At 66.2% G+C, this 17,228-nt stretch carries 15 protein-coding genes; 11 read left to right on the forward strand and 4 right to left on the reverse strand.

Going from position 1 to position 17,228, the window contains the following annotated elements:
* Positions 1-255: 255 nt before the first annotated feature.
* Positions 256-1,692 (reverse strand): Glu/Leu/Phe/Val family dehydrogenase, encoded by a 1,437-nt coding sequence (locus ACN5KJ_RS07275; protein ID WP_418592985.1) that lies wholly within the window; start codon positions 1,690-1,692, stop codon positions 256-258.
* Between the two features lie 340 nt (positions 1,693-2,032).
* Here ACN5KJ_RS07275 and ACN5KJ_RS07280 point away from each other — a divergent pair, with 340 nt between their 5' ends.
* From ACN5KJ_RS07280 to ACN5KJ_RS07290, 3 genes are read left to right on the forward strand one after another with little or no spacing between them, the layout of a single operon-like run.
* Positions 2,033-3,841 carry a pilus assembly protein TadG-related protein gene (locus ACN5KJ_RS07280; RefSeq protein WP_418592987.1) on the forward strand — a complete coding sequence of 603 codons (1,809 nt, stop codon included), beginning with the start codon at positions 2,033-2,035 and terminating at the stop codon, positions 3,839-3,841.
* Positions 3,838-4,371 (forward strand): TadE family protein, encoded by a 534-nt coding sequence (locus tag ACN5KJ_RS07285; RefSeq protein ID WP_347165557.1) that lies wholly within the window; start codon positions 3,838-3,840, stop codon positions 4,369-4,371. Before ACN5KJ_RS07280 ends, ACN5KJ_RS07285 begins: the two co-directional genes overlap by 4 nt.
* An 11-nt stretch (positions 4,372-4,382) precedes the next feature.
* On the forward strand, positions 4,383-4,967 hold the full coding sequence (locus ACN5KJ_RS07290; protein WP_418592989.1) for a TadE/TadG family type IV pilus assembly protein: 585 nt from the start codon (positions 4,383-4,385) through the stop codon (positions 4,965-4,967).
* A 116-nt stretch (positions 4,968-5,083) separates the two neighbouring features.
* Here the strand turns inward: ACN5KJ_RS07290 and ACN5KJ_RS07295 are convergent, their stop codons facing one another.
* Complete coding sequence (locus ACN5KJ_RS07295; protein ID WP_418592991.1) at positions 5,084-5,572, reverse strand: hypothetical protein; 489 nt, start codon at positions 5,570-5,572, stop codon at positions 5,084-5,086.
* A gap of 306 nt (positions 5,573-5,878) precedes the next feature.
* Between ACN5KJ_RS07295 and ACN5KJ_RS07300 the strand changes: the two genes are divergently transcribed.
* Complete coding sequence (locus tag ACN5KJ_RS07300) at positions 5,879-6,334, forward strand: methylated-DNA--[protein]-cysteine S-methyltransferase (RefSeq protein ID WP_418592993.1); 456 nt, start codon at positions 5,879-5,881, stop codon at positions 6,332-6,334.
* Positions 6,335-6,502: 168 nt separating this feature from the next.
* Here ACN5KJ_RS07300 and ACN5KJ_RS07305 read toward each other — a convergent pair whose 3' ends face one another.
* Positions 6,503-7,336, reverse strand: a complete 834-nt coding sequence (locus ACN5KJ_RS07305) for a prephenate dehydratase (protein ID WP_418592994.1) — start codon at positions 7,334-7,336, stop codon at positions 6,503-6,505.
* Positions 7,337-7,459: 123 nt separating this feature from the next.
* Between ACN5KJ_RS07305 and ACN5KJ_RS07310 the strand changes: the two genes are divergently transcribed.
* From ACN5KJ_RS07310 to ACN5KJ_RS07330, 5 genes are all read left to right on the forward strand, one after another.
* Positions 7,460-7,972, forward strand: coding sequence for a c-type cytochrome (locus ACN5KJ_RS07310; RefSeq protein WP_418592995.1), 513 nt, complete (start codon positions 7,460-7,462; stop codon positions 7,970-7,972).
* Between the two features lie 207 nt (positions 7,973-8,179).
* Positions 8,180-10,126, forward strand: a complete 1,947-nt coding sequence (locus ACN5KJ_RS07315) for an extracellular solute-binding protein (protein WP_418592996.1) — start codon at positions 8,180-8,182, stop codon at positions 10,124-10,126.
* A 1-nt stretch (position 10,127) separates the two neighbouring features.
* A complete protein-coding gene (locus ACN5KJ_RS07320) occupies positions 10,128-11,210 on the forward strand; it encodes a microcin C ABC transporter permease YejB (protein WP_418592998.1) in 1,083 nt (360 codons plus the stop codon).
* Position 11,211: 1 nt separating this feature from the next.
* On the forward strand, positions 11,212-12,480 hold the full coding sequence (locus ACN5KJ_RS07325) for an ABC transporter permease (protein ID WP_418593000.1): 1,269 nt from the start codon (positions 11,212-11,214) through the stop codon (positions 12,478-12,480).
* A complete protein-coding gene (locus ACN5KJ_RS07330; RefSeq protein ID WP_418593001.1) occupies positions 12,477-14,069 on the forward strand; it encodes an ABC transporter ATP-binding protein in 1,593 nt (530 codons plus the stop codon). Before ACN5KJ_RS07325 ends, ACN5KJ_RS07330 begins: the two co-directional genes overlap by 4 nt.
* Before the next feature lie 64 nt (positions 14,070-14,133).
* Here the strand turns inward: ACN5KJ_RS07330 and hemN are convergent, their stop codons facing one another.
* Complete coding sequence (gene hemN / locus ACN5KJ_RS07335) at positions 14,134-15,489, reverse strand: oxygen-independent coproporphyrinogen III oxidase (RefSeq protein ID WP_418593002.1); 1,356 nt, start codon at positions 15,487-15,489, stop codon at positions 14,134-14,136.
* A 65-nt stretch (positions 15,490-15,554) separates the two neighbouring features.
* Between hemN and fnrL the strand changes: the two genes are divergently transcribed.
* Positions 15,555-16,301 (forward strand): transcriptional regulator FnrL, encoded by a 747-nt coding sequence (gene fnrL / locus ACN5KJ_RS07340; RefSeq protein ID WP_347165567.1) that lies wholly within the window; start codon positions 15,555-15,557, stop codon positions 16,299-16,301.
* On the forward strand, positions 16,288-17,208 hold the full coding sequence (locus tag ACN5KJ_RS07345; protein WP_418593003.1) for a PhzF family phenazine biosynthesis protein: 921 nt from the start codon (positions 16,288-16,290) through the stop codon (positions 17,206-17,208). The genes fnrL and ACN5KJ_RS07345 overlap by 14 nt, the downstream gene beginning before the upstream one ends.
* The last annotated feature ends 20 nt before the right edge of the window (positions 17,209-17,228 follow it).

Raw genomic sequence — 17,228 nt, forward strand, 5'->3', positions numbered from 1 at the left:
CGGGCGATCAGGCCCCACCGGCGGGGGCGCCTGTCGACCCCGACAAGGCTGTGTGATCAGAGGAGAACCGGCCTGCGGCGCAAGACCCGCGCCGCGCAAGAGAACGCAGGCCCGACGGCGCAGGGGAGACAGGGTAGCCCCGCCCGGCGTCAGGCCGGGCAGCGCCACCCAAGGGGCTGCCCGGCTGGAAAGGCCGGAAGGCCCCGCGGGGCAGGCAGGGCAAACCAGCCCCCCTGCCCGGCCTTCCTGAAAGCGCTACAGACCCTTGGCGCGGTAGCTGGCCGCGACCCGGTCGATCGCCACGATATAGGCGGCGGTCCGCAGGTCGGTCACGTCCTCGCGGCCATGCCAGACCGCGCGCATCGACTGGTAGGCGATGCGCATGGTATCATCGAGGCCCGAGCGCACCAGCTCCAGCTCGTCCGCGCCCTTCAGGTATTGCGCCTTGAAGTCCGGCGTCATCGACCATGCGTCGCCAAGATGCCGGTCCAGCCGTTCCAGCTCGTTCACGATCAGCTGGTGGCGCGCCTCTTCCTGACGGCGCTGCATCCGGCCAAAGCGGATGTGGCTGAGGTTCTTGACCCACTCGAAGTAGGACACCGTCACACCGCCCGCGTTGGCATACATGTCGGGGATGATCACGACGCCCTTCTGGCGCAGGATGTCATCGGCCCCGGCGGTGACGGGGCCGTTGGCGGCCTCGACGATCAGCCTGGCCTTGATGTTATGCGCATTGGTCAGGTTGATGACCCCTTCCAGCGCGGCGGGGATGAGGATGTCGCAATCCTCTTCCAGCACCTTGGCGCCCTCGGCGATGCAATTGGCCGCCGGATAGCCGGTCACGCCGCCGTGCTTCACGATCCAGTCGCGCACCGCCTCGATGTCCAGCCCGGTCGGGCAGAACAGCGCGCCGTCGCGCTCGATGATGCCGGTGATCACGCAGCCGTCCTGCTCTGACAGGAACTTCGCCGCGTGGTAGCCGACGTTGCCGAGGCCCTGCACGATCACCCGCTTGCCCTCGAGCGAGCCGCTCAGGTTCGCCGCGGCGATGTCCTCGGGGTGGCGGAAGAACTCGCGCAGGGCGTATTGCACGCCGCGCCCCGTCGCCTCGACCCGTCCGGCGATGCCCCCGGCGTTCAGCGGCTTGCCGGTCACGCAGGCGCGCGCGTTGATATCGGTGGTGTTCATCCGCGCGAACTGGTCCGCGATCCACGCCATCTCGCGTTCGCCGGTGCCCATGTCGGGCGCGGGCACGTTCTGCGACGGGTTGATCAGGTCGCGCTTGATCAGCTCGTAGGCGAAGCGCCGGGTGATCTGTTCCATCTCGTGCTCGTCCCAGGCCCGGGGATCGACGCACAGCCCGCCCTTCGACCCGCCGAAGGGCGTTTCGACCAGCGCGCACTTGTAGGTCATCAGCGCCGCCAGCGCCTCGACCTCGTCCTGGTTGACCTCCAGCGCGAAGCGGATGCCGCCCTTGACCGGCTCCATGTGTTCGGAATGGACGGACCGGTAGCCCGTGAAGGTGTGGATCTGGCCGCGCAGCCGCACGCCGAAGCGCACCGTATAGGTGGCGTTGCAGACGCGGATCTTGTTCTCCAGCCCCGGCGGCAGATCCATCAGCGCCACCGCGCGATTGTACATCAGATCGACGGACTGGCGGAATGTCGGTTCGTTCGACGGCAACACGGACATGGTGATCCTCCTTTGGAACACGTCGCCATGCTTATGGACAACTGCTGCGTCAGTTTGGCGACGTCCCGGTCAGCCTAACGTGAAACCGCGCCACGCCCCAACCCGGTTTTCGCCCGAATTCGCCGCACAACCTATGCGAAAGTGTCAAGAATTGTCCGGCCAGACGGGACAATCCCCGCCCAACACCCCGGATCGTTCAAAAATTCATGAGCAATTTTAAGACATTACAGATCAAAGCGCCCAAATTAGGCCACGTTGGAGGGCCATCTATCGGGCTCTGAAAGGCAAGCCCCCGCCCTGTTTCGAACTCGGGGGACCGCTTGTGAGAAAGGTGCCTGATATGGCCAGAAAACAATTTATTTCATCCGCCCTGCGGAGCAGCGCGCTTGGCGGTATCGCTGCGACTGCAGGGAACCGCATCCGGCATTTCGCCGCCGACCCGTCCGGCAACATGTCCTATGTCGCCATCGCGGGCTCTCTGGTCATGCTGGTCTTCGGCGGCATCGGCGTTGACATGATGCATGCCGAGCTGAAACGGAACAAGGTACAGAACACACTGGACCGGGCGGTGCTCGCGGCGGCGAACATCGACAACGAAATGGACCCGACCTTCGTTGTCGGCGACTATTTCCGCGCGATGAACATGGCCGACACCCTGTCCTCTGTCGAGGTGCAGCAGGGCATCAACTCGAAGCGCGTGACCGCCAGCGGCGAAACCACGATTTCCTCGAACTTCATGTCCCTGATCGGTGTCGACACGCTGGCGGCGGCGGGCCGTGCCCGGGCCGAAAACGCCGGCGCGCTCATGGAAATCTCGCTTGTGCTGGACATCTCCGGCTCCATGTCGGGGCAGAAGATCGAACAGCTCAAGACAGCCGCGAAAAGCTTTGTGGACATGGTGCTGGGCGAAGGCGGCGCCGAGTCGAACGTCACCATCTCGATCGTGCCCTACAACGCGACCGTGAACCTTGGCGACAGTTTCTCGCAGTATTTCCGCCTGGAAGGGCGGCACGACTATTCCCATTGCGCCTGGTTCAACGCGGCGGATTTCGACACCACAGAGATCGACCCGGATGCGACGCTTGGGCAGATTTCGCACTTCGACCTCTATGGCAACGGCCAGGGCGCGCCGGAGCTGTCCTCTCCGTGGTGCTACACGGGCGAGACGGCGGCGATCGTTGCGCACAGCAGCGACCCGGATGTTCTGAAGGCGCGTATCGATGCCTTCCAGGCCCGGGGCAACACCGCCATCGACCTCGGGATGAAATGGGGCCTTGCCCTGCTTGACCCGACGATGCGCCCGGTGATGGAGGACATGAACCGCGACGGGCTGGTATCGGACGTGGCGGCGATCCGCCCCGCTGCCCATGACGACAACCAGACGATGAAATTCGTGATCGTCATGACGGACGGCGAGAACACCCAGCAATACGACCTGAAGGAGCACAACAAGTCCGGCCTGTCCGACGTCTGGATCGACGACCGTGGCACGCCGGATCCCGGCGATGATCGCTACTCGATCCGGCTGAACAGCAGCACCTTCTTCTGGCCACATCTGAGCAGCTACCAGAACCCCTATCGCAGCGGCCCCTACAGCCATGTCACCGGCGGCGCTGTCAGCGTCCTGGGCGAAGTGGTGACCGATCCGGGCCTTGCGACGGCCCTTGGCCGACCGCTGGCAAGCCTTGCCCCACCCGCGCCGGGCAACGCCAGCTGGGACGACGGCATCTGCGGCGACGACGCCGACGATTACAACGGCGGTGTCTGCCGCGAGCCGATCCCGCGCCGCCTGTCCAACGCCGAACTGAACGGCCGGATCAAGACCACCGCACGCGCGAACAACTGGTACTGGCGCCTGTATCAGGACGGCCGGGTCAGCTACAGCACCTACCAGAACGCCTATTACGCATGGGAAACCAGAGTGAACGCGACCCAGGCCGACAACCGCCTCTCGACCGTCTGCGGCGCGGCCCGCAGCAACGGCGTGGTGATCTATTCCATCGGTGTCGAAGCGCCCTCGCGCGGCCTGCGGGCCATGAGCGACTGCGCGTCTTCGCCCTCTCATTACTTCGACGTCAGCGGGGACGAGCTTGAAGAGACCTTCAATTCAATCGCGACCATCCTGACCCAACTGAGGCTGACCCTATGATGCGTTTCGCCCCCACCCCGCTGCGCCGTTTCTGCCAGAGCGAAGAGGGCACCATGCTGATCCCCTTCGCCATCTGGATACCGGTTTTTGTCATGCTGATCGTCTCGTCGATCGAGCTTGGCACCGTCACCATCCGTCACACGGTGCTGGAACGGTCGCTGGACATGGCGGTGCGCGATCTGCGCATCGGCACCGGCGCCGACACCCATGACGCCCTCAGGGAAGACATCTGCGAACGCGCCTCCGTCCTGCCCGGCTGCATGACCTCCCTGCAACTGGAGATGATCCCGCTGAACATGGCGGCCTGGACCGACCCGCCCGCACGCGCGGACTGCGTCGACAAGTCCGAACCCTTCACCCCGCAGCGCAATTTCATCCATGGCGGCGGCGGCGCGGTGATGATGGTGCGGGCCTGCTACAAGTTCCGCCCGGTCACGCCGATTTCCGGCTTCAACGCCCAGGTGGCCAAGGATGACGACGGCTATACCGGCATCGTGTCGACCGCGGCCTTCGTCACAGAACCGAGCTGAGGAGAGCCCCCATGTTCAAGCGCCTGCTTCCCCTGCTTCCCCGCGCGCGGCTGCGTGCCTTCGGCAAGGACACCCGCGGTTACGTGACCGTCGAGGCGATGATCGTCCTGCCCGCCCTGCTCTGGCTGTTTGGCGTCGGCTGGGTCTACTTCGACGTCTTCCGCCAGCAAAGCGTCAACCAGAAGGCCAATTACACCATCGGCGACATGCTCTCGCGCCAGACCGACCCGGTCGACGACAGCTACATCGACAGCGCGTTCAACCTGCTCAAGCTGCTGAACAAGGCCGCGGAGCCGGATACCTCGATGCGGGTGAGCGTGGTGCAATACCGCGCGGACAGCGACAGCTGGCGGGTTCAATGGTCCGAGGCACGCGGCGGCGGTTCGGCATTGGGCACGGCAGACCTGACCGGTTACGCCGAGCGCCTGCCGGTCGTCAGCGATGCGGCCCAGCTGATCCTCGTGGAAACATGGGACGCATATGTGCCCGTCTTCCAGGTCGGCCTTGGGGACTTCACGATCAAGACCTATTCCTTCACCGCGCCGCGCTATGCGCCCCAGCTGGTCTGGGCAAGCGGCGCGGAGGAAAGCGCCTGAGGCAAGGGGTTCGGAACGCCCCCGGCGCGGTCACTCCGACGCCCGCCGGCAGGGCGACAGGCCCCGTCCCGCAAGCGCGGCGGGGGCTTCGCGGCCCCGCGACCGGGACCGGCGGTTCAGCGCGGCGCCTTGCCGTCGCGCTCCAGCACCTTCATCGTCAGGATATCGGCCAGCGGCTTGGTCTGCGAGGCGGCGGTGACGCCGCCGATTGCCACGCGGCGCCCCAGCCGCCACCACAGCCCCGGGCGCCAGACCCGCCGCCCCGGCGTCTTGAGCAGGATCACGAAGCCGTTCGACGGCTTCAGGGCAAAGGTGCCGCGATCGACCTTGTCGATATCCGCGATCAGCGCGACCTCGGTGCCGTCGCTGTCGATCAGCCCCTTCTCCGTCAGGATCAGCGCATGGGCCGTGCTTTTCCACATCAGATGCCCCAGCGCCAGGCTGGCCACGCCACAGCCGACAAGGAAAGCCTGCCAGAGGAGGTCCGCGGGCGGCATGGCGAAGGCCATGTACAGAAACAGCCCGCTCAGCCCGGCCAGCGCCCCCACCCCGATCACGCGCCGCGAGGGCGAGGTCGTCAGGCGGGTCAGTTCTTCGGTATCCATGCGTGGGGGCCCTCTGGTCGGAATACTCGCCGGTGCATAGCCCGAGGCCGCGGGCGGTTGCAAAAGATTTCCCGCATGACACCGGTTGCGGAGCCTGCCGAAAGGCCGGACACTGACCGCCGCCCGCCCTGCCATCGGTCACCCCCGCTTTCGCCCGGCCCGTCTCTCTGGCCCCTGCCCCCCGCCCGCGCAGCAAGTCCTGACCGCGCCCGCGACAAGGCCCCGCCCGCTGTGGCACAGTAGGGTGGGCCGGGGCGACGACCGGAGGATCGGGGCGCCCGGCCCCAGCGTCCACAGGAGGATCTCATGCCCGCCCGCACCATCGACACGCCCACCGGGCCCTTCGAGATCGTCGAGGAAGATGGCGCCATCACGCGGGCGACATGGCAGGGGGGCGACGCGCGCGCGGAAAGCCCCCTGCTGGCCGAGGCCGAGGCACAGATCACCGCGTACTTCGAGGGCGCGCGGACCCGCTTCGACCTGCCGCTGCGGGTGGTGGCGGGGCCGTTTCAGCGCCGCGTCTGCGCCGAGATCGCGGCGATTCCCCATGGCGAGACGCGGACCTACGGCGAGATTGCCGCGCGGCTCGGCAAACCGGCGCAGGCGGTGGGACGCGGCTGCGGCGGAAACCCGATCCCGCTTCTGATTCCCTGTCACCGCGTCCTTGGCGCAACCGGGCTGGGCGGATTCTCGGGCGGTATGGGGGTGGAGACGAAAGTCTGGCTGTTGCGGCACGAAGGCGCCGCCGGGCTTCTGATCTAGGCGCGGAGGGGGCTCTGCCCCCGCCTTCGGCCCCCCGAGGGTATTTGGTGGACCAGAGAAGAGCGGGAGGGGTCTGACCCTGGCCGGTCGCGCCGCCCGCTGGCGCAGGCAGGCCCGATGCGGTCGGGCCGTGCCATCAGGCGCCGCCGGGCGCCTTGGGGGGCGGGATCAGTCCCGGCGCGGGTCGCGCGGGTAGACGCCGAGGATGTCCAGCATGTCGGTGAAGTAGTCGAGTTCTTCCAGCGCGCGGGCCACGGCGGGGTCCTCGGGGTGGCCCTCGATGTCGGCGTAGAACTGCGTGGCGGTGAAGGACCCGCCGACCATGTAGCTTTCGAGCTTGGTCATGTTGACGCCATTGGTGGCGAAACCGCCCATCGCCTTGTAGAGCGCCGCCGGAATGTTGCGCACCTGAAAGACGAAGGTCGTCATCATGCCGTGGTCGCCGCGCTTTGCGAAGTTCGGCTCTGGCGCCATCAGCAGGAAGCGCGTGGTGTTGTGGGCGTGGTCCTCGATGTGGCGGGCCAGCAGGTGCAGCCCGTGGATCTCTGCCGCGAGGTCGGACGCCAGCACGCCCTGATCGCGGGCGCCCGAGGCGGCGAGTTCCGCGGCGGCCCCGGCGCTGTCGGCGGCGGCCTCGCCCCGGATGCCGTATTGGTCGAGGAAGGCCCGGGCCTGCGGAATCAGCACCGGGTGGGCGCGCACCTTGCGCAGTTCCTCGATCTGCACCCCGGGCAGCGCCATCAGGCTGATATGCACGCGCACGAAGGCCTCGCCCACGATCCGCAAGCCGCTTTCCGGCAGCAGGCGGTGAATATCCGCGACGCGCCCGTAGGTGGTGTTTTCCACCGGCAGCATGGCAAGGTCGGCCCGGCCCTCGCGCACCGCGCGGATCCCGTCCTCGAAGGAGCGGCAGGGCAGCACATCCGAGCCGGGGCGGGATTCCACGCAGGCCTGATGCGAATAGGAGCCCAGCTCTCCCTGGAAGGCGATCCTCTCGGCCATGGCGTCTTTCCTGTCGTTCCGGCCCGGTCGGGCGATTGGTCGCGGCTTCTATACCTTGCGACAGGCGAAGGAAAGCCGTAGATACCCGCCCGACAGTAGCTATACAGCGAACAGGGCCCCTTCATGTTTGACACCATGACCACCACCAAGATCGTAGGCGGCGTCTGCGGCACCTTCCTGATCTACCTCATGAGCAAGTGGGCGGCCGAAGAGCTGTATCACGTGGGCTCGGACGGTCACGGCGAAGAGCATGCCTCTGCCTATGTCATCGAGGTGGCCGAGGGCGGTGCAGAGCCCGAGGAAGAAGTTCCCTTCGAAGAGATCTTCGCCGCCGCCGATGCCGGCGCGGGCGAACGCGTCTTCGGCAAGTGCAAGGCCTGCCACAAGCTGGACGGCACCAATGCCACCGGCCCGCATCTCGACGGCGTCGTGAACCGCGCCATCGGCTCGGTCGACGGCTTCGGCTATTCGGGCGCGCTTCAGCAGGTCGGCGACAGCTGGTCGCCGGAGAACCTGAACGCCTTCCTCGCCGATCCGCGCGGCACCGCCTCTGGCACCACCATGAGCTTCAACGGCCTGCCCAAGGTCGAGGATCGCGCCAACGTCATCGCCTATATCCAGAGCATCGGCGGCTGAGACCGGCGCAGGTCAGGAAACAGGGGCCGCTCCCATTCGGGGGCGGCCCTTTTTGCTTTATGCGGGGCGCGATCACGCTCATTTCATAGGGCCGTGCTCGCAATCTCACCTTGAATGTGGTCAAGGGCTGCACTTAGCTTAAAATCAACCAAAAATACGTGACATGGACGTGGCGCCACGCGCCGTTCGCCCAAAAGGGAGACGCCGATGACCATCCGACAGAGCAGCCCCCCGGCCCGCCCGACCGCACGCGCGCAGACCCTGGCCCGGCAGCGGCCCGACCTGCGCCCCTGGATGGGCGGGGCGCTGCTGATCGGGGCGGCCCTGCTGGCGGGCGCGGCCTTCGCGCAGGACGAAGAGGTCACCCAGGCGCATGGCTATTCCTACTTCGGCGAGCTGAAATATCCGGCGGATTACCAGCATTTCGACTTCGTGAACCCGGATGCGCCGAAGGGCGGCGCGCTGGTCGTGGCGGGCACGGGCACCTTCGACAGCCTCAACCCCTATACGGTCAAGGGGCGCGCCGGCGCGCTGACCACGGTGCAATACGACAGCCTGATCGAGTCAACCGAGGACGCGGTGGGCGAGTATTACTGCATCCTCTGCACCTCGCTGGAGTATCCCGAAAGCCGCGACTGGGTGATCTTTCACCTGCGCGAGGACGCGACCTTCTGGACCGGCGAGCCGGTGACCGCGCATGACGTGGTCTACAGCCACAAGCTGTTCATCACCGAGGGCCTGCCCTCTTACGCCGCCGCGGTGTCAGAGATGGTCACCGGCGCCGAGGCGCTGGACGATTACACCGTCAAGTTCACCTTCAATCCCGAGATGTCCAAGCGGTCGCGGATCGAGACTGTCGGCGCGGCGCCGGTGTTCAGCAAGGTCTGGTTCGAGGAAGACCGCGAGAACCGGCGGCTGGACGCGCCCCGGCTTGAGGTTGCGGTGGGCTCCGGCCCCTACAAGCTGGACAGCTACGAGATCAACCGGCGCATCACCTATGTGCGGCGCGACGACTACTGGGGCAAGGACCTGCCCTTCAACAGGGGCCGCTACAACTACGACCAGATCCGGATCGAGTATTTCTCGGACCAGACCGCCGCCTTCGAGGCCTTCAAGGCGGGTGAATACTATTTCACCGTAGAAGGCGACCCGAAGCAATGGGCCACCGCCTACAGCTTTCCGAAGATCGACCAGGGCGTTGTCGTCAAAGAGGAAATCCCGGACGGCAGCCCGCCGAACCCGACCGGCTTCGTCTTCAACCTGGGCAAGGAAAAGCTGCAGGACAAGCGTGTGCGCGAGGCGATCGCGCTGGCCTTCAACTTCGAATGGACAAACGAGTCGCTGCTGTTCGGACTGTACACGCAGCGGTCTTCCTTCGTGGAAGGCACGCATATCACCGCCGAGGGTGTCCCCGAGGGCGAGGAACTGGCCTTCCTGCAGGGCCTCGGTGAGGTTGTCCCCGACGAAATCTTTTCGGAGCCGGCCCGCCAGAGCCACAGCTCGGACGCCGCGCGGCTGGGGGACCGGGGCAACCTGCGCAAGGCCTCGCGGTTGCTCAGCGATGCAGGCTGGGACGTGGGCGCGGACGGCATCCGCCGCAACGCGGCCGGGCAAAGACTGACGCTGACCTTCCTGATCCCGTCGAACATCGAATCCTCTGTCGAGGGCATGCATGAGACCTTCGTGCAGAACCTCCAGCAGATCGGTGTCGCGGCCTCGGTCGAAAAGGTCGATCCGGCGCAATACACCAACCGCCGCCGCGACCGCGATTACGACATGCTCTATTCCACCCGCTACTCGACCTTCCTGTCGACGGGCGGCGGTCTCAGCCAGATGTACGGCTCGAAAGAGGCTGCCTTCAGCCTCTTCAACCCCGCCGGTCTTGCCAGCCCGCTGGTGGATGCGATCATCGCCGCCTCTTTCGAGGCGCAAAGCCAGGACGAGACGGATGTGGCCCTCAAGGCGCTGGACCGGGCCATGCGGCACGAGTTCTTCGTGATCCCCACCGGCTATATCGCGGACTACTGGGTGGCCTATTACGACATGTACGAATACCCCGAGACCCTGCCGCCCTACGACCTTGGCTACCTGTCGTTCTGGTGGGTCAACCCCGAGAAGGAACAGGCACTGCGGGACGCGGGTCAGATCGACTGACATGGGCGCCTACATCCTTCGCAGACTGCTGCTGATCATCCCCACGCTGCTGGGGATCATGATCGTCAACTTCACGCTGGTGCAATTCGTGCCCGGCGGCCCCATCGAACAGATCATCGCCCAGGTCGAAGGCCAGGGCGATGTCACCGGCGGGTTCACCGGCGGTGGCGGCGGGGCCGAGCTGCCCGGCGACAGCGACTCCGGCTATGCCGGGGCGCGCGGCCTGCCGCCGGAGTTCATCGAAGAGCTCGAGAAAGAATTCGGCTTCGACAAGCCGCCGCTCGAACGCTTTCTGAACATGATGTGGAAATACATGCGCTTCGACTTCGGCGAGAGCTACTTCCGCTCGATCTCGGTGGTCGATCTGGTGCTGGAGAAGATGCCGGTCTCGATCTCGCTTGGGCTGTGGTCGACGCTGATCGCCTACATGGTCTCGATCCCGCTGGGCATCCGCAAGGCGGTCAAGGACGGTTCGGCCTTCGACTCGTGGACCTCGGGACTGATCATCGCCGCCTATTCGATCCCCGGCTTCCTCTTTGCCATCCTGCTGCTGGTGCTCTTCGCGGGCGGCAGCTACTGGCAGATCTTCCCGCTTCGGGGGCTGACCTCGGACAACTGGCATCAACTGGGCTTCTTCGCCAAGATCGCCGACTACTTCTGGCACATCGCGCTGCCGGTCCTGGCCTCGACCATCGCGGCCTTTGCCACGCTGACGCTGCTGACCAAGAACAGCTTCCTCGACGAGATCAAGAAGCAATACGTGATGACCGCCCGCGCCAAGGGCCTGTCGGAGCGCGGCGTGCTGTATGGCCACGTCTTCCGCAACGCCATGCTGATCGTGATCGCGGGCCTGCCGGGCGTCTTCATCGGCGTCTTCTTCGGCGGCTCGATCATCATCGAGACGATCTTCTCGCTCGACGGGCTGGGCCGGCTCGGGTTCGAGGCGGCGGTGGCGCGGGATTATCCGGTGATCTTCGGCACGCTCTTCGCCTTCGGCCTGATCGGCCTGCTGATGGGGATCATCTCGGACCTGATGTACGTGCTGGTCGACCCCCGGATCGACTTCGAAAAGCGGGAGGGATGACATGAGCACCGATCCCAACCTGCCGACCCCCGAGGACCACCCCACAGCGGCGGAGCCCCTGCCCGGCACCACCGTGGCGCCCAAGCCGCCGCGCGGGCGCTTTGGCCTGTCGCCGCTGAACCAGCGGCGCTGGCGGAACTTCAAGAAGAACCGCCGCGCGCTGTGGTCGCTGTGGATCTTCTCGTTCCTCTTCGGGCTGTCGCTCTTCGCCGAGTTCATTGCCAACGACAAACCCATCGTCGTCAGCTATCGCGGCGAAACCTACATGCCGATCTTCAACTTCTACCCCGAGACGACCTTCGGCGGCGACTTCCGCACCGAGGCGCAGTACCGCGACCCAGAGGTGCAGTGCCTGATCGTCACCGGCGGACTAGAGGACTGTTTCGACGACCCCGAGGGGCTGATCGTGCAGGCCGATCAGGGCACCGTCGTCAGCGACGATTTCCAGAAGGGCTGGATGCTCTGGCCGCTGATCCCCTACAGCTACAAGACGCCGGTCGAACGCCCCGGCGCGGCGCCGCTGCCGCCCAACGTGGTATCCTTCGGCGCGCATGAGGGCGGCTTTCACTACGGCCTGCTGCCCGCGGCACAGCGCGGCGACAACCTGCTGGGCACCGACGACACCAAGCGCGACGTGATGGCGCGGATCATCTACGGCTTCCGCCTGTCGATCCTCTACACGCTGATCGTGACCACCGCCGCCTCGGTACTGGGCATCATCGCGGGCGCGCTGCAGGGCTATTTCGGCGGCTGGCTGGACCTGATCTTCCAGCGCTTCATCGAGATCTGGAGCGCGACGCCCGGCCTTTACATCATCATCATCATGTTCGCGATCTTCGGGCGAAGTTTCTGGCTTCTGGTCATATTGGCCGTGGTCTTCGGCTGGACCGGCCTTGTCGGCGTGGTCCGCGCGGAATTCCTGCGCGCACGCAACCTTGAATACGTCCGCGCGGCAAAAGCGCTTGGCGTGTCGAACTGGACAATCATGTTCCGCCACATGCTGCCCAACGCCATGGTGGCCACGCTGACCTTCCTGCCCTTCATCATCACCGGCACCATCGGCGGGCTGGCGACGCTGGACTACCTCGGCTACGGCCTGCCCTCCGACGCGCCCTCGCTGGGGGAACTGACGCTTCAGGCGAAACAGAACCTGCAGGCGCCCTGGCTGGCCTTCACCTCTTTCACGGTCTTCGCCGTGATGCTGTCCCTGCTCGTCTTCATCTTCGAAGGTGTTCGGGATGCCTTCGACCCCAGAAAGACCTTCTCATGAGCGCCGTCCTTCAGGTGAACAACCTGCGTGTCAGCTTCACGCAGGACGGCGCAACCACGCAGGCGGTCAAGGGCGTCAGCTTTGACGTGGGCCGGGGCGAGACCGTGGCGCTTGTCGGCGAAAGCGGTTCTGGCAAGTCGGTCACGGCGCTGTCGACGGTATCGCTGCTGGGCGAGTCGGCGCATGTCGAGGGCTCGGTGCTCTACGAGGGGCAAGAGATGATCGGCGCCGATGACGCGCGCCTGCGCGCCGTGCGCGGCAACGACATCAGCTTCATCTTCCAGGAACCGATGACCTCGCTGAACCCGCTGCACACGCTGGAAAAGCAGATCGCCGAAAGCCTCGAACTGCACCGGGGGCTGAAGGGCGACGAAGCGCGCAAGCGGATCGTCGAACTGCTGACCCGCGTCGGCATCCGCGACCCGGAAAGCCGCCTGTCGGCCTATCCGCACCAGTTGTCGGGCGGGCAGCGGCAGCGGGTGATGATCGCCATGGCGCTGGCCAATGGCCCGGACCTGCTGATCGCGGACGAACCCACGACGGCCTTGGACGTGACGATCCAGGCGCAGATCCTCGAACTGCTGGCGGAACTGAAACAGTCCGAGAACCTTTCCCTGCTGTTCATCACCCACGACCTTGGCATCGTCCGGCGGATCGCCGACCGGGTCTGCGTGATGAAGGATGGCGAGATCGTCGAGCAGGGCCCGACGAAAGAGATCTTCGACAACCCGCAGCACCCCTACACCATCAAGCTGCTCTCCGCCGAAAGCACCGGCACCCCCGACCCGGTCGAACCGGACGCCGAGGAAATCGCCCGCACCGACAAGCTGAAGATCTGGTTCCCGATCCAGCGCGGGCTGATGAAGCGCACGGTGGGCTACGTCAAGGCGGTCAACGAGGCCTCTATCGCCGTCCGCGCGGGCGAGACGGTGGGCATCGTCGGCGAAAGCGGGTCCGGCAAGACCACGCTGGCGCTGGCGATCATGCGGCTGATCGGATCGGAGGGCGGCATCACCTATCGCGGCGAGGATGTCCGCAAGTGGTCCACCCGCGAATTGCGGCGCCTGCGCTCCGAGATGCAGATCGTCTTTCAGGACCCCTACGGCTCGCTCAGCCCGCGCATGACCTGCGAGCAGATCATCGCCGAAGGGATGCAGGTGCACGGCGCGCCGGACAACCGCCCGCACCGCGAACATGTGGCCGAGGTCATGACAGAGGTCGGGCTGAACCCCGCCACCATGCACCGCTACCCGCATGAATTCAGCGGCGGGCAGCGCCAGCGCATCGCCATCGCGCGCGCCATGGTGCTGCGGCCCCGGCTGGTGGTGCTGGACGAACCGACCAGCGCGCTGGACATGACGGTGCAGGTGCAGATCGTGGAGCTTCTGCGCGACCTTCAGCGCAAGTACGACCTTGCCTACCTCTTCATCAGCCACGACCTGAAGGTCGTGCGCGCCATGTCCCACAAGGTCATCGTGATGAAGCAGGGCGACGTGGTTGAATACGGCGCGGCCGCCGAGGTCTTCGATACGCCACGCACCGAGTATACGCAGACGCTGCTGGCCGCCGCGCTGGACAAGGCGCGCTGAGAGAGGGCGGCCCACCCGCCCCCTCTCAACCCCCTCGCTCCCTCCCCGGGATCAGGTTGCGATATCAGATGGCCGAGGAATGCCCGGCCTTGCTGAGATCGTAGGCGTCGAAACTGCGCGCGATCATCCGTGTCAGGGGCCGCGCCTTCACGGGAACGAAAAGCCCCTCCCCGGTGACCTGCACCTGTCCCTTGAAGGCCGCCTCTGCCTGATGAAGCATGGCAAAGAGCGCATCCCGCGACAGGCTGAAATCGCGCAGGATCTCGGCCGCGTCGATGCGGAAATCGCACATCAGCGCCTCGATCAGGCGGCCGCGCAGGCGGTCCTCGTCGGTGAAGACATGGCCCCGCGCGGTCGAGAAACGCCCCTCGCGGATCGCCGCGACATGGGCCGAGGTCGCCGATGCGTTCTGTGCGAAACCCTGCGGAAAGCGCGAGATCGACGAGGCGCCGAGGCCGATCAGCGCGGCGGCGGTGTCGTCGGTATAACCCTGGAAGTTGCGCCGCAGCTTGCCGGTCTTCTGCGCCACGGCCAGCCCGTCCCCGGGCGCGGCAAAGTGGTCGATGCCAATCTCGGCGTAGCCGTCCCAGACAAACAGCCGCCGCGCCGTTTCGAAGAGGTCGAGCCGTTCCTCCGGCGTGGGCAGCGCATCCGAGGGGATCATCTGCTGGCGCTTGGCCATCCACGGCACATGGGCGTAGCCGTAAAGCGCCACGCGGTCGGGCGCGAAGGACAGAAGCTTCTGCACGGTCTCGGTGATGCGCGCCCGGGTCTGGTGCGGCAGGCCGAAGAGGATATCGGCGTTCAGGCTGTGAACGCCGCGCGCGCGGATCATGTCGACCGCGCGCCGGGTGATCTCGAAGCTCTGCTCGCGCCCGATCGTCGCCTGGATGTCCGGGTCGAAATCCTGCACCCCGATGGAGGCCCGGTTCATGCCGCCCTCGGCCAGCACGTCCAGCCGCGCCTCGTCGATCTCGTTCGGGTCGATCTCGACCGAGAACTCGGCATCGGGCGCAAAATCCGCCACCTCGGCGATGGCCGCGATCAGCCGCCGCATCAGCTCGGGTGTCAGCAGCGTCGGCGTGCCGCCGCCCCAGTGCAGACGCGACAGGCGGATGCCCTTCGGCAGGTGCCGCTTCAGCAGCGCCAGCTCGGCCTCCAGCGTGGCGACGTAGCTTTCCACGGGCGACAGTGTCGCAGTCCCCTGCGTGCGGCAGGCGCAGAACCAGCACAGCCTGCGGCAGAACGGCACATGGATATACAGCGAAATCTCACCGCCCTCTGGAAGCGCCTGAATCCATTGACAAAATCGGCCCGGATCAACGTTTCCGGCAAAATGAGGGGCAGTCGGATAAGAGGTATAGCGCGGCACTTTGGCATCGAAGAGACCAAGGCGCCCGAGTTGTGTTCGTGTATCCATACGGGTAGGGTTACAGGACATCCCGGACGGGTTGCCTTGACGCAGATCAAACGGGGGTTTGAGCCATGCTGAACGAACGAGATCTTGCCGCGCACCAGGATTGCGAAAGCTGCCCGATCCGGCATCGCGCCGTTTGTGCGCGCTGCGAGACCAACGAGCTCGAGCGCCTGGAAGAGATTAAGTATTACCGCAAGTTCGAGGCCGGGCAGACGGTGATCTGGTCCGGCGACCGGATGGAGTTCGTGGGGTCGGTGGTGTCCGGCATCGCCACCCTGACCCAGACGATGGAGGACGGGCGCAGGCAGATGGTGGGCCTCTTGCTGCCCTCGGATTTCGTCGGACGCCCGGGCCGCGGGACCGCCGCCTATGATGTCGTCGCGACCACCGATCTGGTGATGTGCTGTTTCCGCAAGACGCCCTTCGAAGACATGATGCAGAAGACGCCGCACATCGCGCAGCGCCTGCTGGAGATGACGCTGGACGAACTGGATGCGGCGCGGGAATGGATGCTGGTGCTGGGCCGCAAGACCGCGCGCGAGAAGATCGCCTCGTTGCTGTCGATCATCGCGCGGCGCGATGCCACGCTGAACCAGCGCGGCACCGAGGGGCCGCTGGCCTTCGACCTGCCGCTGACGCGCGAAGCCATGGCCGATTACCTCGGCCTGACACTGGAGACCGTCAGCCGTCAGATCTCGGCGCTGAAGCGGGACGGCGTGATCGTGTTGCAGGGAAAGCGCCACGTCACGGTGCCGGACATGTCCCTGCTGCTGGAAGAGGCCGGCGACGACGCGGACGGCGGTGTCTTTGCCTGACCGCCTGCCCTTCCAGACATGGGACGTCTTCACCGACACGCGCTTCGCGGGCAATCCGCTGGCCATCGTCGATCAGGCGGACGGGCTGGACCCGGCGCGGATGCAGGTGCTGGCACGCGAGTTCAACCTGTCCGAGACCATCTTCGTGCAGCCCCCGGACGACCCGGGCCATAGCGCCAAGGTGCGCATCTTCTTTCCCACGGCCGAAATCCCCTTTGCCGGGCATCCGACCATCGGCTGCGCCATCTTCCTTGCCACCCGTGCCGCGCCCGAGGGCGATTTCGAAACCGAGGTGACGCTGGAAGAGCAGGCCGGGCTGGTGCCGGTGCGGGTCTGGCGCCGGGATGGATCGGTGCAGGCGGAATTTGTCGCACCCGTGCTGCCCCATGCCCCGGCGGCGGGCGCGGTTCCCGAACCGGCGGCGCTTGCGCGCGCCTGCGGTCTGACGCCGGAACAGGTCGGCTTTGGCGACCATGTGCCGGGGCTGTGGCAGGGCGGCCCCGCCTTCCTGTACATCCCCGTCGCCGATCCGGACGCGCTGGCCATGGCCCGCCCGCAGGAACCGGCATGGTCCGACGCCCTGCAGGCCGCCGGTGTGGACAGCGCCTATCTTTATACCCCGCAGGGGGAGGGCTACCGGGCGCGCATGTTCTCTCCGACCGCGGGCATCCCCGAAGACCCGGCGACCGGCTCTGCCTCGGCCATCCTCGCGGCGCAGCTTCTGGCCAGCGGCGCCCTGCCCGAGGGCGAAACGCGCATCGCCTTGCAGCAGGGCGTCGAGATGGGGCGCCCCTCGCGCATCGGCCTGACCGTGGTGGTCACGGCGGGCGCGATTGCGCAGGTGCGCGTCGCGGGCAGCGCCGTTCCGGTCAGCGAAGGCCGGATCGCCCTGCCCGATCGGCCCTGAGCGCGCCCCGCCGGGCGGCC

The organism is Ponticoccus sp. (in: a-proteobacteria) (assembly GCF_048381735.1).

Bases quoted from the DNA above. Each gene is read 5' to 3' on its own strand.
- ACN5KJ_RS07310 (WP_418592995.1), top strand. From the start codon at position 7,460: ATGTTTGACACCATGACCACCACCAAGATCGTAGGCGGCGTCTGCGGC.
- ACN5KJ_RS07275 (WP_418592985.1), bottom strand. From the start codon at position 1,692: ATGTCCGTGTTGCCGTCGAACGAACCGACATTCCGCCAGTCCGTCGAT.
- ACN5KJ_RS07320 (WP_418592998.1), top strand. From the start codon at position 10,128: ATGGGCGCCTACATCCTTCGCAGACTGCTGCTGATCATCCCCACGCTG.
- ACN5KJ_RS07295 (WP_418592991.1), bottom strand. From the start codon at position 5,572: ATGGATACCGAAGAACTGACCCGCCTGACGACCTCGCCCTCGCGGCGC.
- ACN5KJ_RS07290 (WP_418592989.1), top strand. From the start codon at position 4,383: ATGTTCAAGCGCCTGCTTCCCCTGCTTCCCCGCGCGCGGCTGCGTGCC.
- fnrL (WP_347165567.1), top strand. From the start codon at position 15,555: ATGCTGAACGAACGAGATCTTGCCGCGCACCAGGATTGCGAAAGCTGC.
- ACN5KJ_RS07330 (WP_418593001.1), top strand. From the start codon at position 12,477: ATGAGCGCCGTCCTTCAGGTGAACAACCTGCGTGTCAGCTTCACGCAG.
- ACN5KJ_RS07280 (WP_418592987.1), top strand. From the start codon at position 2,033: ATGGCCAGAAAACAATTTATTTCATCCGCCCTGCGGAGCAGCGCGCTT.
- ACN5KJ_RS07305 (WP_418592994.1), bottom strand. From the start codon at position 7,336: ATGGCCGAGAGGATCGCCTTCCAGGGAGAGCTGGGCTCCTATTCGCAT.
- ACN5KJ_RS07300 (WP_418592993.1), top strand. From the start codon at position 5,879: ATGCCCGCCCGCACCATCGACACGCCCACCGGGCCCTTCGAGATCGTC.
- ACN5KJ_RS07315 (WP_418592996.1), top strand. From the start codon at position 8,180: ATGACCATCCGACAGAGCAGCCCCCCGGCCCGCCCGACCGCACGCGCG.
- hemN (WP_418593002.1), bottom strand. From the start codon at position 15,489: ATGGATACACGAACACAACTCGGGCGCCTTGGTCTCTTCGATGCCAAA.
- ACN5KJ_RS07325 (WP_418593000.1), top strand. From the start codon at position 11,212: ATGAGCACCGATCCCAACCTGCCGACCCCCGAGGACCACCCCACAGCG.
- ACN5KJ_RS07285 (WP_347165557.1), top strand. From the start codon at position 3,838: ATGATGCGTTTCGCCCCCACCCCGCTGCGCCGTTTCTGCCAGAGCGAA.